The sequence below is a fragment of the Methylobacterium aerolatum genome (assembly GCF_022179085.1).
Classification (GTDB): Bacteria; Pseudomonadota; Alphaproteobacteria; order Rhizobiales; family Beijerinckiaceae; genus Methylobacterium; species Methylobacterium aerolatum.
The window spans coordinates 1-22,101 of sequence record NZ_BPQE01000011.1 but is presented as its reverse complement, the minus strand read 5'-3'; the positions used below and the strand labels follow the sequence as shown (position 1 = coordinate 22,101).

General features: G+C 67.7%; 20 protein-coding genes and 1 tRNA gene. 11 read left to right on the top strand and 10 right to left on the bottom strand.

Annotated features, from left to right (window positions below; all coding sequences use genetic code 11):
- The first annotated feature begins 418 nt into the window (after positions 1 to 418).
- Positions 419 to 1,369, top strand: a complete 951-nt coding sequence (locus MFF06_RS06960; RefSeq protein WP_238202372.1) for a lipid kinase — start codon at positions 419 to 421, stop codon at positions 1,367 to 1,369.
- Positions 1,370 to 1,399: 30 nt separating this feature from the next.
- Here the strand turns inward: MFF06_RS06960 and MFF06_RS06955 are convergent, their stop codons facing one another.
- The 6 genes from MFF06_RS06955 to chpT form a co-directional block, all read right to left on the bottom strand.
- Entirely contained in the window at positions 1,400 to 2,245 is an 846-nt protein-coding gene (locus MFF06_RS06955) for a CheR family methyltransferase (protein ID WP_238202371.1), read from the bottom strand.
- Positions 2,242 to 3,426, bottom strand: coding sequence for a chemotaxis-specific protein-glutamate methyltransferase CheB (gene cheB, locus MFF06_RS06950; RefSeq protein ID WP_238202370.1), 1,185 nt, complete (start codon positions 3,424 to 3,426; stop codon positions 2,242 to 2,244). Before cheB ends, MFF06_RS06955 begins: the two co-directional genes overlap by 4 nt.
- Positions 3,427 to 3,521: 95 nt before the next feature.
- A complete protein-coding gene (locus tag MFF06_RS06945) occupies positions 3,522 to 3,914 on the bottom strand; it encodes a response regulator (RefSeq protein WP_238202369.1) in 393 nt (130 codons plus the stop codon).
- Between the two features lie 11 nt (positions 3,915 to 3,925).
- Positions 3,926 to 4,429 carry a chemotaxis protein CheW gene (locus MFF06_RS06940; protein ID WP_238202368.1) on the bottom strand — a complete coding sequence of 168 codons (504 nt, stop codon included), beginning with the start codon at positions 4,427 to 4,429 and terminating at the stop codon, positions 3,926 to 3,928.
- Between the two features lie 51 nt (positions 4,430 to 4,480).
- Entirely contained in the window at positions 4,481 to 7,183 is a 2,703-nt protein-coding gene (locus MFF06_RS06935) for a hybrid sensor histidine kinase/response regulator (RefSeq protein WP_238202367.1), read from the bottom strand.
- A gap of 105 nt (positions 7,184 to 7,288) precedes the next feature.
- Positions 7,289 to 7,984, bottom strand: a complete 696-nt coding sequence (gene chpT / locus MFF06_RS06930) for a histidine phosphotransferase ChpT (protein ID WP_238202366.1) — start codon at positions 7,982 to 7,984, stop codon at positions 7,289 to 7,291.
- 238 nt (positions 7,985 to 8,222) lie between these two features.
- On the opposite strand from chpT, the gene MFF06_RS06925 reads away from it, so the two are divergent.
- Positions 8,223 to 9,065, top strand: a complete 843-nt coding sequence (locus MFF06_RS06925) for a 3'(2'),5'-bisphosphate nucleotidase CysQ family protein (RefSeq protein ID WP_238202364.1) — start codon at positions 8,223 to 8,225, stop codon at positions 9,063 to 9,065.
- Here MFF06_RS06925 and MFF06_RS06920 read toward each other — a convergent pair.
- The gene (locus tag MFF06_RS06920; protein ID WP_238202363.1) at positions 9,016 to 9,612 is read right to left on the bottom strand and encodes a YHS domain-containing (seleno)protein; all 597 of its coding nucleotides are present in this window, start codon (positions 9,610 to 9,612) and stop codon (positions 9,016 to 9,018) included. The genes MFF06_RS06925 and MFF06_RS06920 overlap by 50 nt on opposite strands.
- 208 nt (positions 9,613 to 9,820) lie before the next feature.
- On the opposite strand from MFF06_RS06920, the gene MFF06_RS06915 reads away from it, so the two are divergent.
- From MFF06_RS06915 to MFF06_RS06875, 9 genes are all read left to right on the top strand, one after another.
- The gene (locus tag MFF06_RS06915; RefSeq protein ID WP_238202360.1) at positions 9,821 to 10,450 is read left to right on the top strand and encodes a DUF1134 domain-containing protein; all 630 of its coding nucleotides are present in this window, start codon (positions 9,821 to 9,823) and stop codon (positions 10,448 to 10,450) included.
- Positions 10,451 to 10,593: 143 nt separating this feature from the next.
- The gene (locus tag MFF06_RS06910; protein ID WP_238202359.1) at positions 10,594 to 11,292 is read left to right on the top strand and encodes a hypothetical protein; all 699 of its coding nucleotides are present in this window, start codon (positions 10,594 to 10,596) and stop codon (positions 11,290 to 11,292) included.
- Between the two features lie 140 nt (positions 11,293 to 11,432).
- Entirely contained in the window at positions 11,433 to 11,714 is a 282-nt protein-coding gene (locus MFF06_RS06905) for a 3',5'-cyclic-nucleotide phosphodiesterase (RefSeq protein ID WP_238202357.1), read from the top strand.
- Between the two features lie 134 nt (positions 11,715 to 11,848).
- On the top strand, positions 11,849 to 12,196 hold the full coding sequence (gene lptM / locus MFF06_RS06900) for an LPS translocon maturation chaperone LptM (protein WP_238202355.1): 348 nt from the start codon (positions 11,849 to 11,851) through the stop codon (positions 12,194 to 12,196).
- A 129-nt stretch (positions 12,197 to 12,325) separates the two neighbouring features.
- Positions 12,326 to 13,594, top strand: a complete 1,269-nt coding sequence (gene lysA, locus MFF06_RS06895) for a diaminopimelate decarboxylase (protein WP_238202353.1) — start codon at positions 12,326 to 12,328, stop codon at positions 13,592 to 13,594.
- 53 nt (positions 13,595 to 13,647) lie between these two features.
- Positions 13,648 to 14,466 (top strand): glycosyltransferase family 2 protein, encoded by an 819-nt coding sequence (locus MFF06_RS06890; protein ID WP_370876694.1) that lies wholly within the window; start codon positions 13,648 to 13,650, stop codon positions 14,464 to 14,466.
- Positions 14,467 to 14,478: 12 nt separating this feature from the next.
- Positions 14,479 to 14,570: transfer RNA gene (locus MFF06_RS06885), tRNA-Ser, on the top strand.
- A gap of 163 nt (positions 14,571 to 14,733) precedes the next feature.
- Entirely contained in the window at positions 14,734 to 16,020 is a 1,287-nt protein-coding gene (locus MFF06_RS06880) for a tyrosine-type recombinase/integrase (protein WP_238202350.1), read from the top strand.
- Positions 16,021 to 16,489: 469 nt separating this feature from the next.
- On the top strand, positions 16,490 to 16,717 hold the full coding sequence (locus tag MFF06_RS06875; RefSeq protein WP_238202348.1) for a helix-turn-helix transcriptional regulator: 228 nt from the start codon (positions 16,490 to 16,492) through the stop codon (positions 16,715 to 16,717).
- A gap of 365 nt (positions 16,718 to 17,082) precedes the next feature.
- Here the strand turns inward: MFF06_RS06875 and MFF06_RS06870 are convergent, their stop codons facing one another.
- The 3 genes from MFF06_RS06870 to MFF06_RS06860 all read right to left on the bottom strand — a co-directional run bounded on the left by MFF06_RS06870 (position 17,083) and on the right by MFF06_RS06860 (position 19,279).
- A complete protein-coding gene (locus MFF06_RS06870; RefSeq protein WP_238202346.1) occupies positions 17,083 to 17,316 on the bottom strand; it encodes a hypothetical protein in 234 nt (77 codons plus the stop codon).
- A gap of 14 nt (positions 17,317 to 17,330) precedes the next feature.
- Positions 17,331 to 18,686: an exodeoxyribonuclease VII large subunit gene (locus MFF06_RS06865; RefSeq protein WP_238202344.1), complete on the bottom strand. Its 1,356-nt coding sequence runs from the start codon at positions 18,684 to 18,686 to the stop codon at positions 17,331 to 17,333.
- Between the two features lie 89 nt (positions 18,687 to 18,775).
- On the bottom strand, positions 18,776 to 19,279 hold the full coding sequence (locus tag MFF06_RS06860) for a hypothetical protein (RefSeq protein ID WP_238202341.1): 504 nt from the start codon (positions 19,277 to 19,279) through the stop codon (positions 18,776 to 18,778).
- Positions 19,280 to 22,101 lie beyond the last annotated feature (2,822 nt).

Genomic DNA, 22,101 nt, shown 5'->3' with positions numbered 1-22,101 from the left:
TGAGTTCGAACGTCTGATGCCCAAGTGCAGGAATGTCACAGGGTCGCCCCGCCGGGTGTCCCGGCAGCCTTCCCTTCGAAACGCGGACATGCGGGTGAATGCCGGAGATCGACCTCAGTGTCTGGCCGGAATGTCAGCGCTCTCTCCCACCGCGCCCTCATCCTGAGGTGCCAAGGCGCAGCGGAGACCTCGAAGGAGGGCTCCAGGGATCGCAGGGCCTTCTGGAGCCCGCCTTCAAGGCGGCTTCGCCGCACCTCAAGATGAGGGGGTGGGACGGGGGGCAGCGATTGTCCGGCCAGACACACAACGTCGAAGCCTGTTGGGGATGCCGTTCCATCCCCCCGGCCCTCGCAAGCCATCGCCTTCCGCGACAGCCTTTCTTCGCTCACCCCATCCTCGATAACCCCTTGGCCCCGCGATGACCGCTGAGACCCGGCGTGCCCTGCTCGTCTGCAACGCAAAGGCGCGCAACGGCAACGTCCCCCTCGACGCCATTCGACAAGCCCTGCGGGAGGGCGGGGTCACGCCCGTCGATCCGCCGAAGGGCGCAGATGCCTGCGCCGCGATCCGCGCCCTGGCGGGCGAGGTGGATTTCGTGATCCTCGGCGGCGGGGACGGCACCATGAATGCCGCCGCGCCCGCCCTGGTGGAGACCGGGTTGCCGCTGGCCATCCTGCCGCTCGGCACCGCCAACGACCTCGCCCGGTCGCTGGGCCTGCCCCTCGATCCCCTGGCCGCCGCGCGCTTCATTCCGACGGCCGAGGCGCAGCCGGTCGATCTCGGCTGGGTGAACGGACACTACTACTTCAACGTGGCGAGCATCGGCTTCTCGGCGGAACTCGCGGGCGAACTGACCTCGGAGGCCAAGAAGCGCTTCGGCGTGTTCGGCTACGCGGTGGCCGCCTTCCGGGTGCTGCGCAAGGTCCGCCCCTTCGGCGTCACCATCGAGCACGACGGCAGGACGGAGAAGGTGGTGACGATCCAGGTCTCCGTGGGCAACGGCCGCCACTACGGCGGCGGCATGACGGTGGAGCAGACCGCCTCCGTCGATGACGGCAACCTCGATTTCTACAGCCTGGAGATCGCCCACTGGTGGCGGCTCATCGCCCTGCTCCCGGCCCTGCGCCGGGGCACGCACGGCAAGGCGGCGGATGTCCGGGCCTTCAAGACGCGGGAGATCAGGCTGACCACCCGCAAGCCCCGCCCGGTGAACACCGACGGCGAGTTGACCACCCACACCCCGGCCCACTTCAAGGTGATGCCGAAGATCCTGCGGATCTACGCCCCGCCCCCCGGCCAGCGGGGCGAGAACGCGGACTTCTCCGAGATCGGCAACCGCCTGCTCGACGCCCTCCCCTCGCGGACCTGACGGGCGCGAGGTGCCGGGGCGCCGGCGCCGTTAACCCACCGCCGCCCGCAGCGCCGGCGGCCGGGCCGGAGCATGGCCGTAAACGCCCCGGTGCTTCGCGTCGGGGATGAGCTTGTCGGTGAGGCCGATCACCGTCTCGGCGGCCCCCAGGAGCAGCGCGCCGCCCGGGGCGAGACTCGTGCCGAAGCGGGTCAGGATGTCGGACTTCGTCGGCGCGTCGAAGTAGATCAGGACGTTCCGGCAGAAGATCACGTCGAACTGGCCGAGCGCCTCGAAGCCGTGGAGCAGGTTGAACGGCCGGTATTCCACCATCGCCCGCAGGGACGGGGAGATCTGCCACTGGTCGCCCGTCTGGGTGAAGTGCTTCAGGAGCCACTGCACCGGCAGGCCGCGCTGGACCTCGAACTGGCTGTAGATGCCGAGCCTCGCCTTCTCCAGCACGTCGAGGGAGATGTCGGTCGCCAGGATATCGACCTGCCAGCCGGAGAGCCGGGCGCCGGCCTCCTGCAACAGCATCGCGATGGAATAGGGCTCCTGCCCCGTCGAGGCGGCGGCACACCAGATCCGCAGCTTGCGGCGGCCGGCGTTCCGGGCGAGCGCCTCCGGCAGGATCGTATCGCGGAACAGGTCGAAGGGCAGACGGTCGCGGAAGAAGAACGTCTCGTTCGTCGTCATCGCCTCCACCACGGTCCGTTCGAGGACCTTGTCGTGGGGCGTCTTCAGCTTGCCGATCAGGTCGTGCAGGCTGGCGGCGCCGAAGCGGCGGCAGAGCGGCGAGAGGCGGCTTTCCACGAGGTAGCGCTTCTCGGCCGTGAGGGCGAGGCCGGACCGCTGCTTGATGTAGCCGCGCAGGTACTCGAAATCGAGGTCGGTCATGCCGCCTGCCCCGTGATCAGAGCCCGCAATGCCGGCCCGATCTCGGACAGGGGGAGGATGGCCTCGGCGAGCCCGGCCCGGGCGACGCTGCCCGGCATGCCCCAGACGGTGCTGCTGGCCTCGTCCTGCGCGAGGACCGGCCCGCCCGCCTCCACCAGGGCGCGGGCGCCGTTGGTGCCGTCGGATCCCATGCCGGTGAGGATCACCGAGGCCGTGGCCGCGCCGAAGATTGCGGCCGCGTCCTTGAACAGCACGTCCACGGCCGGGCGGCAGAAATTCACCTGGGGCCCGTCGTTGAGCTTGATGACGGGGCCGCCGGCGGCCTGCGCGAGGCCCATGTGGCGGCCGCCGGGCGCGACGTAGATCCGGCCCGGCTCCAGGCGCTCGTCCATCTTGCCTTCGGCCGCCGGCAGGCCGACCTTGGCGGAGATGTGCTCGGCGAAGACCGCGGTGAAGACCGGCGGCATGTGCTGCACGATGAGCGTCGGCACCCGGCGCAGCGCCGCGGCGCCGATGCCCGCCAGCGTCTCGTTCACGGCCTTGGGACCGCCGGTCGATGAGCCGATCAGCAGGACCCGCGGCACGATCCCGCTCCGGGCGCGGGGGCGCAGGCGGATCGCCGGCGCGGCGGGCTTTTGCGCCGCAGGAGCGGCGGGCGAGGCGGCGGGCGCGGGGCTGGGGGCGGGGGAGAGGGGTGCCGGACGGCGGCGGACGCGGGCCGCGCCGAAGACGCGCACGCGCTCGATCAGGTCGGTGCGGAAGGCGTCGGAGGTGGTGACGCCCCGGTTGCTCTCGGGCTTGGCGATGTAGTCGACCGCGCCGAGGGCGAGGCATTTCAGGGAGATGTCGGCGTTGCGCGTCGTCAGCGTCGACATCATGACGACCTGGAGCGCCGGGCTGGCGGCGAGCATCTTCGGCAGCGCCTCGGTGCCGTCGAGTTCCGGCATGTCGATGTCGAGGAGCACCACATCCGGATCGTGCCGAATCAGCATCTCCACGGCGATCTTGCCGTTCGAGGCGGTGCCCACGAGCTGGAACCCGGCCTCAGTGATCCAGCGGGCGACGAGCCCACGGACCACGGCGGAATCGTCGGCGATCAGCACCTTGACCGGGGGGGCCGCCGCGCCGCCCGGACTCGGGGCGATCGGGCGCGGTGACGGCACAGCAGAACCGGAAGACATACCCTGTTCCTCTCCCTCGCCCGGGCGGGGTGAAGCCCCGCCGTCCCCGCCGCTGATTCCGCGGACGATGCGCAACGCTTTGTGGTTCTGCCCGATCAGGCGTCGAGCCGCGCGGAGACTCCGACCTGCTCAAGCTTGGCGGTCAGGATGTCCCGGTCGAAGGGCTTCATGATGTATTCGTCGGCGCCGGCCCGGAGGGCGCGCGCGATCGCGCCGACATCGTTCTCGGTGGTGCAGAAGATCACCTTCGGCTTGAGGCCGGCTTCGGTCCGCCGCAACTCCTGAAGGAAGGCGTAGCCGTCCTTGTTCGGCATGTTCCAATCGAGCAGGATCACGTCCGGCATCGCCTCCGCGCAGACTTCCAGGGCGTTCGCCCCGTCCTCCGCCTCGCTCACGAGGAAGCCGATCTCCTCGATGATCCGGCGCGCGACCTTGCGGATCACGGCGGAGTCGTCGACCACGAGGCAGGTCGTGTCACGCTGGCTCATCGCATCGCTCCTCAGGCCGCCTCGGCGCCGCGGGCGCCGAAGTTCAGCAGGGCGTCCACGTCGAGGATGACGAGGAGGCGCGATTCGAGGCGGTGGACGCAGACCGTCAGGTCGCGCCAGCGCGCATCGAGGTTGATCGGCGCGTTCTCTCGCGTGTCGCCGCCGAGCTTCAGCACCTCGCCGACGCCATCGACGATGAGGGCGAAGGTTTCGCCGCCCTGTTCCAGGCCGATCGCCATGCCCCGGTCATTGGGACCGGCGGCCTCGTCGCGGCCGCCCGCGGCCGGGGCCATGCCGAGGCGGCGGCGCAGGCAGAGCGCCGTCACCACGCGCCCGCGCAGGTTGAGGAGGCCGACGATCTCCGGCGGCGCCAGCGGCACCGGGGTGACGCCGGAGGGGACGAACACGTCGTGGACACGCTCGATCGCGAGGCCGAACAGGACTCCGTCGACATGGACGGTGACGAAGTCCTCGGTCGGGCCGGTCTCGGCGCCGTTGGCGTTGGCTGCCTTCATCTCACGCACTCTGCGAAACGGTCGGGACGGGTCGTTGGTGGGGCGGCTGCGTCAGGCAGCTTCGGCAAGGGCGTCCTCGGCGGACGCCTCGATCTCGCCCAGGGCGGCGACGAGGCCGCTCCGGTCGAACTTGGCCACGAGATCGGTGATCGCGAGGGACCGCGCCCGGGCGAGGGCATCGGCCCCGATCGCGCCCGACAGGCCGATCACGGGCATCCCGGCAAGCGCGCCGCCGGAGGCGCGCATCGCGGCCACGAGATCGAAGCCGCTGCGGCCGGGCATCTCCAGATCCGTCACCACCACGCCGATGCGCTGATCGGCCTGCAGGAGGGCGAGGGCCTCGTCGGCGCCGACGGCTGTGACGACCTGGAACCCCGCCGCCTTCAGGACCGGGCTCAGCATGTCCCGGAAGAAGGCGGAGTCGTCCACCAGCAGGAGCGTCGCGGCGGCCTTGCGCGCCTTGCGCGGGCCCCGCGCCCAGTCGTCGTACGCCATGGGCAGGAAGTGGGCGATGTTGATGATGTCGGTCGCCCGGCCCCGCAGCACCGCCGAGCCGATCAGGTCCGAGCGGTCGGCCGCGATCTCGATGTCCAGGCGCTCCTCCACGATGTCGACGATCTCGTCCACGACGAGGCCCATGGCGCGCTCGCCGTCGGAGAACACCACCAGGGCCTGCTTGCCCTCGGAGCGGATGACGATGCCGTCGTCGGCCGGGACGAGGGGCATCAGGCGGCCCCGGTACTGGATCAGCGGACGCCCGCCCAGGTGTTCGACCTTCTCGCTGTCGATCTCCTCGAGGCGCGTCACGAGGGAGAGCGGAACCGCCTTGAAGCCGCCGTGGCCGCCCTTGAACACGAGGAGCGTCGTCGTCGCCTCCGTGGCCTCGGCCTCGGCGGCCTCCGCCTCGGCCTGACCGGCGGCCGACTGGACGCCCGCCGCCACTTGGTTGGCGACACCGTTGGGATCGACGATCAGCACCACGGCTCCGTCGCCCAGGATGGTGTTGCCGGCGAACAGCGGGATGTGCCGCAGCTTCGCCGACATCGGCTTCACGACGATCTCCTCCGTATGGAAGACCTCGTCGACGAGGATGCCGAAGCGCTGGCGGCCGACCTGGGCCACCACCACGAAGCCCGTGGCCTCGACGGCGGTCTCCGCGCCGAGCAGGCCGGTGAGGGAGACGATCGGCAGGAGCCGCTCCCGCAGGCGCAGCACCGGCGAGCCGTTGATGTGCTCCACCGCCTGCGCCCCGGCGCCGACCCGCACCAGTTCCAGCACCGCCACCTGCGGCAGGGCGAAGCGCTGCTCGCCGGCCCGGACGATGAGCGCGGCGACGATGGCGAGCGTCAGCGGGATCTTGATCGTGAAGACGGTGCCCTTGCCCGCCTGGGTCGCGATGTCGATGACGCCGCCGATGGTCTCGATGTTGGTCTTCACCACGTCCATGCCGACGCCCCGGCCGGAGACCGAGGTGACGGCCGCCGCCGTCGAGAAGCCCGCGTGGAAGATGAACTTCGCGACCTGCGCGTCGGTCATCCTGTCGATGTCGGCGGCGGCGGCAAGGTTGCGCTCCACCGCCTTGCGGCGAATGGCGGCGAGGTCGAGGCCCTTGCCGTCGTCCGAGATCTCGATGGTGATCGTGCCGCCCTCGTGGAAGGCCGAAAGGCGGATCGTGCCCCGCGCCGGCTTTCCGGCCGCCACGCGCTGGGCAGTCGATTCGAGGCCGTGGTCGGCCGAATTGCGGACCATGTGGGTCAGGGGGTCCTTGATGACCTCCAGCACCTGCCGGTCGAGTTCGGTCTCGGCGCCCTGCATGACCAGCTCGATCTGCTTGCCGAGTTCGGCCGAGAGGTCGCGCACCACGCGGGGCAGCTTCTGCCACGCGTTGCCGATGGGCTGCATCCGCGTCTTCATGACGCCTTCCTGCAACTCGGCGGTCACGTGCGAGAGGCGCTGGAGCGGGACCTTGTAGGCGGAATCCTCGTGCCGCCGGGCGATCTCCAGGAGCTGGTTGCGGGTGAGCACCAGTTCCGAGACCATCGTCATCAGGTGTTCGAGGGTATCGACGTTCACGCGGATCGTCTGCACCTTGGAGGGACCGCCCTCGGATTCGGCGGCGGGCGCCTCCGACTTCGCGTGCTCGACCTTGGCAGGCTCGACCTTGGCAGGCTCGACCTTGGCAGGCGCGGCAGCCACGGCGGGCGCGGGCGGCGGCGGGGCGGGAGCGGCGAAGTCGGCCTCGTCGGGACCCGGGGCAGCCAGGAAGGCGGCCTCAAGGTCCTCAAGGGAGACCTCGCCGGGCTTCAGTTCGCGGACGACCGGCTCCGGCAGGACGATCTCGGGCTCGGGCATAACCGGCTTGGCCGGCTCCGGCGCCGCACCGCCTTCGGACATTCGCTCCAGGGCGGAGATCAGGTCGACGTCCTCGCCCGCCGGCTCGCTGCCCGAGGCTTCGAGGTCACCGAGGATCGCCTTCAGGCGGTCGAGGGTCGCGAGGATCAGGGTGACGCTCGCCGACGTGGCCGGCATTCCGTCGCGGAAGCGCCCCATCAGCGTCTCGGCGGCGTGGGCCAGCGCCTCCAGGCGGGGCAGGCCGAGGAAGCCGCAGGTGCCCTTGATGGTGTGCACCAGGCGGAAGATGTTCCGCAGGATCGTCTCGTTGTTCGGGTCCTGCTCGAACCGCACGAGCTCCGAATCGACCGTGTCGAGATGCTCGGCACTCTCGGTCAGAAACTCACGAAGCAGGTCGTCCATCGCCGATACTCGTCACGCGCGAAAGGGCTCGCGGCGACAATCATGGCGATGTCCAGTTATCGAAGAGTTTCAGGGGCCTCGGCGGGCGAAACTAATTTGGCTCAATCAAGCCAGCGCGGTGCCAGAATTCCCTTCATCGAGCTCGGGCGGATTTTCTATAACCGACGGCTCAGCAGTAATAGTGACTTCGTCGCCTTCGATGGCGAAGCGCACCCCCATGGAGGCGGCGCGGGCGACGAGCCCGGCATAGTAGGGTAGGATGCCGTGGGCATCGACCGTGCCGCTCTCCGGCTCGCCCGCGAGCAGTTCCACCACGTGCGGAGGGATGCGGGCGTGGGAGCCCTTGGCCTTCAGGACGAAGGTCGGCGCGTCGCCGTCGCCGGTGACGGTCACGTCGATGAGGCCGCCGCGGGGGATCGACGAGGTGGAGATCATGACAAGGTTTAGCAGCAGCTTCACCTTGTTCTTCGGGAACAGCGCCTGGGGGGCGCGCCATTCGAGCTTGGTCTTCTCGTCGGAGAACATGCCCTTGGCGACGTTCTCGGCATCCGCGAGGTCGATCGAGGACCCCGCCGAACCCGCCGCGCCGAAGGCGATACGGGCGAACTTGAGCCGGGCCGAGGCTTGCCGGGCGCTCTTGCCGATCAGCTCCAGCGCGAATTCGCGCATCGATTCGTCCTGATCGTCCTCCAGCACCTCAAGGCCGTTCACGATCGCGCCGACCGGGCTGATCACGTCGTGGCAGACGCGGGAGCACAGCAGGGCGGCGAGGTCGAGACCGTCGAGGGTGAGGGTGGGCATCGGGCACTCCGGAGCGGTTCGCGGCGGCTGAACGGCTGCGATCGCCCGGGCCGGGGGCCGGACGGCCGGTTCGGCCAGCGCGCACGGATAGACGCGCGCGGAGTCTTTGCAAAGCGTTAACCCGACCGAACGAGGTCTTCGCGCGTTCTGTGTCGTGCGGGCCGAATCGACATCCTTCGCCCGCTCGGGCAACTATGACCGAGGGAAGGGGCGCAAGGCCATGCGGGCGGCGGCACCGATGACGGACGGCGAGACCGGGCGAATCGCGGAAGCGCTCGCCGGAATCGCCTGCGCGGCCGGCGCGGTCCTCAAGCGCTGGCACGGGGGCGACTGTCCCCATACGCTCAAGCTCGACGGCTCACCCTCCAGCACGGCCGACATCCAGGCCGAGGCCCTGATCCTCGAAGCCCTGGCCGCCCGCTATCCCGGCATCCCCGTCGTCGCCGAGGAAAGCCTCCGGGACCAAGCCCTCGGCGACATGTTCTTCCTCGTGGATCCCCTCGACGGGACCAGGGACTTCCTGGCCGGTACGTCGGACTTCACGGTCAACATCGCCCTCGTGGCGAATGGCCGCCCCGTGGCGGCGGCCCTGGCGGCGCCGGCCCTCGACCGGGTGTGGCTCTCCGCGCGCACCGCCTCCGAGGCGCCGATCATCGCGGACCGGCCCGGCCCCGGCCGGAGGGTGCGCACGCGGCGCGCGCCCGAGGCGGGGCTGCTCGCCCTGGGGAGCCGCCGCCACGGCGACCTCGCCACGGAGGCGTGCCTCGCCGCGCTGCCGATCATGGAGGTGCGCAAGGCCGGCTCGGCCCTCAAGTTCGGGCTCATCGCCTCCGGCGAGGCCGACATCTACCTCCGCTGCGGCCCCACCATGGAATGGGACACGGCCGCGGGCGATGCCATCGTCACCGCCGCGGGCGGCTGCGTCGTCGCGTCCGGCGGCCAGACGATCCGCTACGGGCGAGCCGCGGAGAATTACCGCAACGGGCCCTTCGCGGCGGTGGCCGACCCGGCGGTGGCCTCCATCGTCACCCTCATTCCTCCGGCGGGCTGCGCCCTGCCTCCTCGCCCGGCGTCTCACTGAGGGGCACGGCCCGGCTTTCCGGCGGCTTCGCAGCGGGGGAAGCGGGAACGGGCGGCGGGTCGTCGAGCAGCACCCGCAGCTCCGGCCAGATCGTCTCGGCGGTGGACGCGAGGTCCGGCTGCGCGAGGAAGCGCGCCCGCCGCTCTTCGTTCCGGAAGAGATAGAGACGCTCGCCGATGATCGCGAACAGGTCGGGCGCGGAATCCACCAAGCGCCGGTCGAGGATGCCGGCCGCATCGAAGCCGCCGAGGCGCGGCGCGTAGACCTCCGGGTCGCGCCGGAACGCGGCGCGGTTCGCCTCGGAGGCGAAACGCCACGCCTGGGCCGCCCAGACCGTCTCGAACCGGGCCGAGCCCGGCCGTGGCCCGTCGGGCAGGAAGTAGCTGACCGGGTCGTAGCCCCGGAGCGCGAGCAGCGTGACCCTCGTCCCGACCGGTTCGGCCGCGCCGCGTCCCACCCCGGCGGCGAGGCCGAGGAGCAGGACGATCCAGGCGCCGCACCAAGCCGCCCAGCGTGCCGACCGGCGGTCACCTCCCGTTAACCGCATCTTGCGAAAGTCCCCCGATGCTGGTCCCACTCGCGGTCCGGCGGGAGGCCCGTGTCGGCATCCCGACACCCACCACCGGCTTCCGACCCCGCCCCGCCCTTGCCGCACATCCGGTGAACGGGGGCAAGGGCAGGAGGCGGCGGTGACCACAGCCGGAACGGGGCGACCCGTTCGCGAGGCGGGCAACGCCATACGGCGGAGGACGCATATGAGCGCATCTTTCCTTCCCGATCCGCACCGTCGCCAGACCCTGCGCCGGATCCTGCGCGGCGGCCTCGGCCTCGCGGTGTCCGGTCCCTGCCTCACGGTGGCGACGGGCCTGCGGGCGGACCCGATCCCGGCCAATGCCCGGCCGGAGACGTTCCGGCCGGAGGAACTGGTGGAGTCCGGCCACCGCTTCTTCGGCACCGTCTCGCGCGGTCTCGCCCTTACGGTCGAGGAGGCGGGACGCCGCTGGGGCGAGCCGAACGGCTACATCCTCGGCCAGGAGGGATCAGGCGCCTTCGTCGCGGGGCTGCGCTACGGCGAGGGCACACTCTACACCCGCAACTCCGGCAACCAGAGGGTGTACTGGCAGGGCCCGTCCCTCGGCTTCGACGTGGGCGGCGACGGGGCGCGGACCATGATGCTGGTCTACAACCTGCCCTCGACCCGCGCCCTGTACCGGCGCTTCGGCGGCGTCGACGGCTCGGCCTACTTCGTGGGCGGCTTCGGGATGACCGCCCTCACCGACGGCGGCATCGTCGTGGTCCCGATCCGCAGCGGCGTCGGCGCCCGCCTGGGCGTGAATGTCGGCTACCTCAAGTTCACCCCGAGCGCGACCTGGAACCCCTTCTGAGCGACCGCCCCGGCCGCCGGCGCCCCCTTGAAACGCGGGGGCGAAGTTCAACCTTCGCCTCCAATTCAGCGAAAAGTTGCGCTAGAAGGTATCATGACCACACCATTGCCGGGCCGCCCGGCCGGGGACGCGGACAGCACTTCGTGATCGAAACGGCGATGATCTTCGCGCTGGGTTTCCTGGTCGCGAGCCTGCTCGGCCTCCTGGTGCTGCCGGCGGTGAACGCGCGCGCCGGGCGGCTCGCCCGCCGCCGCGCCGAGGCGCGCCTGCCCCTGTCCGCCGGCGAGATCGCCGCCGAACGGGATTTCCTGCGCGCCCAGTTCGCCGTGCGCGAGCGGCGGATGGAACGGGAGGTCGAGGCGGTGAAGGCCAAGCGGGCGGCGGACATGGCGGCGATCGGCGCGGGCACGATGAAGGCCGTCGCCCTCACCCGCGACCTGGAGGCGCGGGACGCGCAGCTCGCCGAGGTGCGCCGGACGAACGGCAGCCTGGAGACCTCCCTGGCGGAGTCGAGGAACGAGGGTACGGCCAGCCTCGCCACGCTCCACGCCCTGGAGGCGGCCCATGCCGACCTCCTCGACAGCCTCCTTGCCCTGCGCCGCGTCTCCGGCACGGAAGCGACGCGGGCTGCTTCCCTCGTGTCCGAACGCGACGCCCTGCGCGCCAGCCTGGACGCGGCCGAGCAGGCCCTGTCCGCCATGCCGCCGCGCGAGGCGGGGGTGGAGCGCGAGAATGCCGAATTGCGGCGGCGGATCGACGAGGTCGCCGACGCCATGATCGGGAAGGCGCGGCTCCCGCGGGCCGGGACGCTCGCGACGGAGCCACAGCCCGAACGGGTATGAGAATCTCCGCAGGCGGCACGGCCCCAGCGGGAAGCCACCGGGATGCGAGCGTGATTCCGCGCGGTCGCCATGTTTCGACCACGCGGAGGCATCATCGCAGCCCCGTACGATTTTAGGCCACATACACGGAAAGCGTTCCCATGCGCATGAAGTCCATCGTCACCGCCGCGGTCGCGGTGTTCGCCCTGACCCTCCCGGCGGCGGCGCAGCAGACCAAGCGGGGCAACGAGACGCTCAAGAAGTACTGCACCGGCGATTACCTCTCCTATTGCGGCAACCTCTCGCCCGACGATCCGGCGACGGACGCCTGCATGCAGAAGAACTGGAAGGCGCTCTCCGAGAATTGCCGCCGGGCGATCAACGCCTACGAGGCGCAGCAGGAGCAGGCGAACCCGAAGGGCGCGCGCGACAAGCGCGGCTGAGGCGCGGCGCCACGCCTTTCCGCCGGGGGTGCCCGCCTGTTGCGGACATGCGCTCGCCCCGCGCCGTCCGAACGGCTAAGATTGGCGCACCCGGCGGGCGCGGTGCCCGTCCGGGATCGCCGGACCCGCGCGTGATGCTGCCCCGACCCGCCCTGACGATCCTCGCCGTGACCAGCCTCGCGGCGCTCGCGCTCGGCGGCTGCGGCCGGAGGGGTGCGCTCGAGCCGCCCCAGGCCGCGGCCCCCGCAGCCCCCGCCGGGCCCAACGCTTCCGCGCCGAAGACGGCGCGCATCCTGCCCGGCAGCATCGGCCTCGGCGGCGGCCAGGCCGAGCCGGAGGCCGAGGCCGTGCGGGCCGGGGACGAACTCGCCGCCGGCGCCATCCCGCCCTCGGGAACGGAGGCGCCGGTGCAGACCACCAAGGGCGCCAAGCGCGGATACCGGATCCCGAAGGAGCCTTTCATTCTCGATCCGCTGCTTTAAGCTGCGCGCCGCCGGGGCGCGGCCGGCCCCCGGCCACAGCTTCACCCAGCCCATCGGCTCCGAGGATCGGCCCCCGCGCAGGGCGGCACGGGGTCCGAGCCAGATCCCTTAGCGACGGCAACAGGCGCGATGCACCACTTCCACTACCGCAGCGGCCGCCTCCACGCGGAGGAGGTCGATCTCGCGCGGCTGGCCTCGGAGGTCGGCACGCCGTTCTATTGCTACAGCACGGCGACCCTGGAGCGGCATTACCGCGTCTTCGCGGAAGCCTTCGCGGCGGACGACGCACTGGTGTGCTTCGCGATGAAGGCGAACTCGAATCAGTCGGTGCTGGCGACCCTCGGGCGGCTCGGCGCCGGGATGGACATCGTTTCGGGCGGCGAGTTGGCCCGCGCCCTGGCGGCGGGGATCGCGCCGGAGAAGATCGTGTTCTCCGGCGTGGGCAAGACCCGCGAGGAGATGGCCGCCGCCCTCAAGGCCGGTATCCTCTGCTTCAACGTCGAGAGCGAGCCGGAGCTGCGCGCCCTCTCCGAGGTGGCCGAAACCCTCGGCCTGCGCGCGCCGGTCTCCATCCGGGTGAACCCCGACGTCGACGCGCTCACCCACGCCAAGATCTCCACGGGGACCTACGAGAACAAGTTCGGCATCCCGATCACCCGCGCCCGGGAGGTCTACGCGGCCGCGGCCGCCCTGCCGGGGCTCAGCGTCCACGGGATCGACATGCACATCGGCAGCCAGATCACGGATCTGGCGCCCTTCTCGGATGCGGCGGCCCGGCTCGCCGCCCTCGCCCGCGACCTGATGGCGGACGGGCACGGCCTGCGCCATATCGATTTCGGCGGCGGCCTCGGCATCCCCTACCGGGACGACAACGCCCCCCCGCCGGACCCTGCCGCGCTCGCCGCGACCCTGCGCCCGCACTACGCTTCCCTGGGACTCAGGCCGGTCTTCGAGATCGGGCGGATGATCGCGGGCAATGCCGGGATCCTCGTCACCAAGGTCCTCTACGTGAAGCAGGGCGAGGGCCGGACCTTCGTCATCGTCGACGCGGCGATGAACGACCTGATTCGCCCGACCCTCTACGACGCCTTCCACGCCCTCAGGCCCGTGGCGGAGCCCGATGCCGCGGCGCCCCGCCTCGTGGCCGACGTTGTCGGCCCCGTCTGCGAGAGCGGCGATTACCTCGCCAAGGGCCGGGAAATGCCGGAACCCGCCCCCGGGGACCTCATCGCGGTGATGAGCGCGGGCGCCTACGGTGCGGTGCAGGCGGGGACCTACAACACCCGCCCCCTCGTGCCCGAAGTGCTGGTGCGGGGCGCGGAGGCCGCGATCGTGCGCCCTCGCCAGGAAGTCGAGGCCCTGATCGCCCTGGACCGGATGCCCGGCTGGCTGGACTGAGCCGCAAAGCCTTGCCGCCCCCCGGCAAGGCCGCTAAGCCCGTGTCAGGCCGAATGATTTCGAAACGCAGCGTGCTTCCGCTCTCCATCTTCATCATCGCCCGGAACGAGGCGGACAGGATCGCGGCGACGATCCGTGCCGTGCGCGACCTGACGGACGATCTGATCGTGGTCGATTCGGGTTCCACCGACGGCACCCAGGCCCTGGCCCAATCCCTCGGCGCCCGCGTGATTCACAACGCGTGGCCGGGCTACGGCCCGCAGAAGCGCTTCGCCGAGGACCAGTGCCGCCACGTCTGGCTCCTGAACCTCGACGCGGACGAGGTGGTGCCCCAGGCCCTGGCCGACGAGATCCGCGCCCTGTTCGCCCGCGGCGAACCGGCCCGCCCTGCATGGCGGATCGGGATCGCGGAGGTCTTTCCCGGCGAGGCCACGCCCCATCCGCTGGCCTACACGCTGACCCCGGTGCGGCTCTACCGCAAGGACCGGGGCCGCTACTCCCCCTCCCCCGTCCACGACCGGGTCGATCTCGATCCAGGCGTGGCCCCGGGAAAGCTCAAGGCGAAGATTGCCCATTTTTCGGTTCGCTCGCTGGGCGACCAGTTGGACAAGCTCAACCGCTATTCGGATCAGCAAGCCGACGATCTCGAGGCGCGGGGAATAGTGATTCCGACCTGGCGGGTCTTTGTGGAACTTCCCGGGAACTTCCTGAAGGCCTATTTCGGCCGCCGACACTTCGCCCGCGGCACCTACGGCTTCCTGACGGCGATGAACTACGCGATGTCCCGCCACCTGAGGATTGCGAAGCACTACGAGCGTCGCCGTATCGCCATGCACCGCAATCGGGTTGACCGCCCCGACGGGACCTTCTAGGACCGATGCGCCGGAGACGTGGCCGAGAGGCTGAAGGCACTCGTTTGCTAAATGAGCATACCCTTAATCGGGTATCGAGGGTTCGAATCCCTCCGTCTCCGCCACCCCCCTAACACGTGGGGATACGCGCGGCTTCGCCCGTTGTCGAAGCCATTGACACAGCACCATATTCTTCAGCAGCGTGGTTACGAGCGGTCACAACGAGATCGCTAAGGACACGCGTCGTGCGTGGGCAATCGCTTGGGCACAGTCCGCTGGAGCCCCGCCATGGCCGCGATCAATAAGCTGACCGCCAAGCAGATCGTCTCCCTGCCGGTCGGCCTCCACAGCGATGGCGGCAACCTTTATGTCTCCGTTCGGCCAGGCGGATCGCGCCAATGGGTCATGCGCTATCGCTTCGGTGGCCGACAGCGTGAACTCGGGCTGGGCGGTGCCGGCCCGCACGGCCTTTCCCTCGCCGCAGCTCGCACCTCGGCCGAAAGCGTCCGCGCTCAGCTTCGACAGGGGCTCGATCCGCTCAATCAGCGAGAGGCGTCAGCCAAGGCGGTTAGGGTTCCAACATTCCGTGAAGCGATGGACGACCACATCGCTCGTAATGAGGAGCTGTGGAAGAGCCGCAAGAGCGCACCGCAATGGCGCGCGAGTCTAAAGACCCATGCGGCTTCCTTGATGGATCAGCGCGTGGATGCCATCGATGCGAATGCGGTGATCGCAGTTCTTGATCCGATCTGGCACCAACTGCCCGAAACAGCGAAGCGCGTCCGTGGGCGGATCGAGGCGATCCTGTCCATGGCCAAGACTCGCGGCTTCAGAACAGGGGAGAACCCTGCTGCCTGGCGGGACAATCTGGATAACGTTTTCCCCGCCAAGCCCAAGCTCGTCCGTGGGCACTTCAAGGCGATGGATCATGCCGAGATCCCCTCGTTCATGACCCGCATGCGCGCGACGGACTCGATGAGTGCCCTGGTACTCGAGTGGATTATCCTCACCGCATTACGCCCCACCGTCGGCGTCACCGCCACGTGGGGCGAGGTGAACCGAAGCGCGCGAACGTGGACGATCTCTGCAGAGCGAATGAAGGGGCGCAAGGGCGCTCGACACACCAGCGAAGACCACATCGTTCCACTGTGCGACCGAGCCATTGAGATCCTCGACCGGGTCGAAGGCCTAAGGATCACGAAGGCTGACGATGAGCTGCTGTTCCCCAGCCAGAGGCTCAGGCCTCTGTCGCTGACGGCGCTTGAGCACTGCCGTGAGCGCATGGGGGTGTACGTCACGACCCACGGTTTCCGTGCCACGTTCCGGACGTGGGTGGATTCTGCAACCTTCCACGAAGCGGCACTGGCCGAAAAAGCCCTGGGCCATCTCGTGGGCGATGAAACGGTGAGAGCGTACAACCGCGGCCATCTCCTCGAGAAGCGCCGGCGTCTCATGACGGATTGGGCGGATTACTTGGCAGGTCGCATCGACCCAAAGCGCAATCCGTTCGTCATCCAGGGCGAGGTCGTGCCACAAAGTGTGCTGGACGAGGTCAGAGGCCGGCGACCGCTCTGATACCCTACGTAGAAGTCCGGTAGGCCCCGCCATGCGATCTCGCCCGGCAGCAGCTTGACTGGTTAGCGAATTCCCATAAGCTCTATCTATTGGAAGTGACTACAGTGTCACGTGACCGCTAGGCAAACGGGGAACGTGATACGGCGGAATCGCCGAACTGGAGGCATGGCGGCCCTCAATCCTACTGTTACGAACCACGATCAAGGCAACAGAGCTTATCTGTCGTGATACGCGATGGAGGCGAATATGGTGTCTTGCCCAATGTGGCCGTTTCTCGAGGTGCCTCGGCAAAAGGCGCCTGGTAGCGTGCGAGACAAAATCGGTATTGCGGATAAATTCCTAAGCTGCGACCCGAGGCTATTCTACGGAGCGATCCGGCAGGATCGTATCAGCCACCCGTAGTCTGCTGGCACCCTGTCGTCTGATGCTCGCTCGTGCGGGCAGTGGACGTGCGCCCGCGGATACGGATATGGTCAAGCGTGACATCAGCGCGTCCAACTCGTCCTCAACAATCGTGACGATCGACGACCTCGCCGCTCATTTCGGGGTGTCGCGCTCGACGGTCAAAAACTGGTATCACCGCGACGGCGTCATCCGACCGTGCATAGCCATCGGCAATGTCGTTCGCTTCGACCTCGCGGAGTGCGAGCAACGCTTGTTGGCTCGCAGCAGGAAGTCGCACAAATCCGCAGAGTGAGCGTGGGTGAGATGCCCTCTCGAGGGAGTGCGGCTCTTGCAGTGCCGAGCTTCTTCTCGGGTTTGTCCGTATAGGCATACCGCGCGCGATCGAGGAGCACGCTCGCCCCTTGCCTCTCTCGCAGTCTTGAAACGCTTCGCTGGGAGGGTGGTGCCATTGAGGTTGGAGGCTGTGACGGACCTGCGCCAGTTTTTATGGATGCAATCCCGTCGCGCCTCTCCATTTGATGCCAGCGATGAAGAATGGGCGCTGTCGGCTCGGTACCACGAACGCTTGCCCGCCGCTTTGTCCGGACTGCAGCTCGTCGCCCTCGGCGTCCTGCTCCTCCGCATGGCCGAAAGCTTCGCTGCAGTCCGTGACAATCTCTAGGCCGGACGCGGCGGCCGAGCGGTACCACGCAGGGACGCGATCGCTTCGCGGACCTCGGCCGCCCGGTCGAGCAAGATGTGCTTGAGCCGATGCGCTTCAGCGACATCCTCGGCCAGCCGCGCGAGGCGCTCGTCGAGGTTTCCTAAACGCATGTCCTGCGCAAGTTCGTCCAGCCGTACCAGAGCCGCGCAGAATGACAGCGGTTCGGTCGTTTTAATCTCAGAGGTCATCGCATTCTCCAGGGTCAGTGCATGGTGATGGGATCGAGTGGTTCGACGCGGACCGAGACCGACCGGCCGTCGCCAAAGGTGATGGTGAGAAGGCCGGATGCCGTCGCCGCGTCGGCGACCGGTCGACCGGCTTGGTCGGTGAGCCGAACGAGCCCGTCCTGTGACGGGATCGGTTGCGCTGGTATCGGTGCCGGGGGCACGACGCCCGAATTGCCCGCAGGCTTGAGCGCGGCCAAAGCTCTTTCCAGGCCGCGTTCGAGGGCAAACGACGCTGTTTCAGTGCGCCGTTCAGCCGCCGCCAGACACGCCTCGGCTTCTGTCGCGACAGCCTCGCATCGGTCGGTCATCGTCCGACGGAGTCTTGCCTCGAGATCATCGAGGGACGCCGTGAGGCGCCTCCAGGCCGCCTCGGCGCGCATCGCTGATCCTTCCAACAACGTCAGGATGAGATGGCGTGCCTCGCTCGGCGTCGGGAGACTTGCCCACGCGGTCAGGTCGGCCAGTGTCGGCGCATCGGTCCGATGGCCGACCGCGACCGCCACCGGGACGGTGAGGGTACCGATCGCCCCGGCGACCTCCTTCGCATCGAGGGCTCGGGCCGGGCTTCCGCCACCGCGCACCATCAAGACTAAGCCCCGATCCTCCCGCCCACGGTGCAGCGCAGCGGCTGCATCGAGACGTTCAACCACCTGCGCGACCGCCCCCTGTCCGTCGAATGGGCAGGGAAGGCTGTCGACCTGCAGGAGGCCGGCTCCTTCGAGGGCGCTCAATGTCCCGGCGACGTCTTCCCAGCCTTGGCCAGGGGGATGCAGGACACTGATCCTTTCGAGATGGATCGGCTGAGGCAGGCGACGCTGAGCGTCGAGCAGACCGGCTCGCGCCAGAGCGTCCAGCCCCTGGGCGCGTTGGAGCTTGACGGCGCTCACCCGCCAGTTGGGACCGATGTCTGTCACCGTGAGGCGCATGCGTCCGTCGGGCAACCAGACCGGTGTGCACGTCAGCGTGATGTCGCGGTGAACGAGTTGCGTCAGATCCACTGGACGGCCGAGTTTGACGGTGATCGCGTCATAGGCTGACACACTGAGGTGAGCGCGCAGGCGCAGCGACAGATTGCTGGAGACACCGTGGCTCGGACTGAGTTCGAGCTCACAGCTGTTGTGGCCGCGTAACTGCATCCACGTGACAGTAGCGGTGAGTTGCAGGGAGCGCGGCAGGCTGGTGCGCACTGCGCTTCCGGCCCGCGCCCAGACCTCGCGGACATCGAGGATCGGTGGGGCGGAATCGGGTGGTGGCGAGGTGTCGTCCGTCGGTCTGTCCGATGGGGGATCGGCTGGCGGAACTCTGGTCGTGTCGAAGAGATGGATGCGCATGAGCTCAGTCGGGTTGATTGCAGAAAGTCATTGGGATGGGGTGACTGCACCGAGGTCCGCCCGGACAGGGACGTCCGGGCTAAGACCGATCAGAATGGCGCGTCGGCAGTGGCGTCATCGTCTGGGCGGCCCTGAACCATGGCCGCAGCGATGCGATCGAGCCGGTGACGGTCGGCACGCTCGAGTTCCCCGCGCAGGATCTCCGTGATCGCGGACTCGACAACGCCGGGGATTGGCGACGATCGCCAAGCGAGCCGATCGATCGGCGTCGGCACGGGGCCAGCCAGTGTCAGAAGCGGTGCGCCGATCGCGCACGCCGCCTCAACAACCCGCCGATCGCTGAATGTGCGTGATCCGATCCGCCGGTCGCCGGTGACGATCAGGACGGCATCTGCGCCGGCCCAGTGCACATAGTCCGCAGCATCACGCAGCGTATCGCGGACCGCGTCGGGATCGTCGAGATCGACCTCGCGCTCAGTGAGATGGGTGATGCGGCTCTGGTGGCGTGTTTTGAGCCCCGGCGCGAGTGCCTCCCAGCGCGGCCCCCCGCCCCGGGGTACGACGGCGACGAGCTGGCGCAGCTTGCCAGGCATACCGCCGCGCCGCCACAGGCCCTGGCGTTCGAGTTCTTGTTGCAGTTCCAGGTCCGCTGCAGCTTGGTCCGGGGTCGGCCAGTCACTCGCCGAGACGATGAGGCGTGGCCCGAGCCGGGCATCGTTGTCGATCTCGATGCGGATCGGGACGGGCTCACCCGGTCGATTGTTGATCGGGGCGAGATCGAGCAGACAGCCGAGAGATGTGAGCCAATCTTACCGCAGGAAGACGTGTCCCCAACTCGGGGCGCCGGGGTCAACTCCGGACAGCAGGATCCGAAGACCCGGCTTCGCCCGATCCGGCAGGATCCGCAGCAGCGCTACTCGCCCTTCCGCAGAGGATGGTGGACGTGCGGAATCGTGCGCGCCGACAGGCACGATGATACTCATGATGATGTTCCTTGATGGTAGAGCGGAGCGAGCGTGGCGCCCATGGCGCGTCGGCGCCCTGGTTCGTCCTTCTCGGGATTTGCGTCGGATAGCCGACACCCTTTTTCGTTCTAGTGCCCCATCATCGGCCATCGCGCGGCGAGCGGCCGCTGTTCTTTATTTTTAGCGTCTGCCAAACGTGAGTTTTTTCGTCGAAAGTCTTCCAACCGTTGTTTAAAAGCCTCTTTTCACCGCTTCATCGAGCGCTAATCATTTCTAATACAATTAAAAATAAATCGTTGCTCAAGGCACCATTTGCCTGCCGCCTAGTAATGTAGATGGTGCCATCGCGGCGATTATTTAAACGGTCGGCACTTCGGCATCAGCGCAGATTAAGCGGAGGTCGTTTCTTCAGCGTCATTCCGGCTCGTTTTGCTGCCGAGCAACGTCACGAAAATCGTCACGTTTCAGGCGATCAAAGTCCCCGCAGCCATCATCATCGCCGAAGACATGGATCGCCGCACATGCCTTGCAGACATCCCCGTTGCATCGACTGACGACGATCGTGGCAGCACACGCCGCAATCCGTTCGAGTTGTCGTACCCAGCCACCGTTCCGATGCCGCCCACAGCGGCCTAGCCTGGCGCTCCAAGCCCGCCAACTCGAGAAGATCCGTGGGAAAAGTTAGCGCAAACCATTTCCATCACGCGAGCCCGTGAGACCGCGCTCATGGCCTTCCATCGTTGTCCTCGAGATGGATCCGAAGCTTGGCTTGATCCGACCCTCCGAGGGAAGTTCGTCCGGCGGGCGGAGCGGTGTGAATGACCCTGCTCAAACTTTTGCATCCGTGTGAGGGATGCGAAGATTGGGGGGGTAATCCGCGGGCAGATCCGCGCCGTTTGAGGAACATCAGCTTTTGTGCAGTCCGGGGGGCCGCACAAAAACTGGGGAATTGAGCCGTAGGCGGATCCGTTGTCTTTCTGGGAGACTCAGATTGCGCGCGCCCAGGTGGGTGCGAACAAACTGAGGAATTGAGCCATCCGGTTTTTGGAGTTTGGATCGGGGATCCAGGGTTCAGAACCGACGTCATCCTGGGATGGTCCGTCACGGCAAATTCAGGCCGTCCTGGCCCCTCAGGATGTGGGTCCGGGGCCATCCGAGCGAGCGCCGCGAACGCTTCTGACATTCCCAGCCATGAGTTGGCGGTGAAGGCCGTGCCTGTTCGCGTGCGACCGAGATAGGAAACAAGCATGTCACTGCGCGGAGAGCCACGGTCAGGGGTGGGAAATACGACTCTTCCAGACGGCGATCGAGGCCGCTGACCGAGTGGAAATGATCTGCTGCCACTGGACTAGACTGAGGTTGGTGAGCCCCCTCTATTGAGCTTAATTCGCTCCGGAATTTGTCTGCGCATGCAGGCGAGGATCCAGCAAAAAGCCAAGCACCATCAGCCCCTTATAGGCGTATTACGAACTTATCGCAGGGCGAAACACAGGGTGCTACCACAAGCTCCGCCAGAGCGTGCCCTCAGCTGGAAATGAAACTCGTTCTGGAGCCGATCAAACGCATCCGCAGATGTAAATGATCCGGCGTCATTCATTTGCGCCTTCGCTGGAAATGAAGCCTCGATCTTCATTTGCAGGGCCAGCAGCACGGGTGCCTTTCGCTGGAAATGAAGCCCGCTTTTTCACTTCCAGCGGACGGAACCCAATGGGAATGATCACGCTCAGGTCATTTACAGCTGAGCGATCGAGCCACCGGCTTGGATTAGGCATCGGGAGGCGATTGGCAGATGCGCCTTCCCTGGAAATGACGGTCCGCTCATCATTTCCATCGACGGGCAGCAGGGGCCGCCTCTGCCGGAAATGGAAATCGCATTATCATTTCCAGCGGGCGGCTTTCGCTGGAAATAACCACGTTAGGATCACTTACAGCTGCGCAATCAAGCCACCGGCCGAGATCGAGCCCGGGTACGACGATCGGCGAAAATGAAGCGGGGCGTTATCAGCTATCGAGAGCAACGCGCTCTCTCCCTGGCGATCACATTACTCCCCCCTAGCCGAGCGCGAGTGGAAATGACTGGGCGTTTTCCGATCCCGTAGCGAGACCGGGGGTTTGCGTCCGTCTCCCATTCCCAAGTGAAAATGACGGCCTGAAATTATTGGCTGCGGGGAGAACGGAGGCGGCTCGTACGCGCGGCGACTTGGGCAGCGCGCTACAACGGGAGTTTGAGCTTGACCAGCTTTGCGGACGCCGTGTTGAGAGCGGCGCTTCAGTGGAAATGAATTTCGACGCGCATTCGCCCAGCTGTACCGGACGGTTCGAAGCTATAACGAAAATCGTCACAAAAATGTCTCAGCCGCTTGTGGGCGATCACGAATTCTGTCACGAATTATCGTCACGAAGAAAGTGACGAAATAGGGCGAGTCTCGCTCGCCCTATTTCGTCACTTT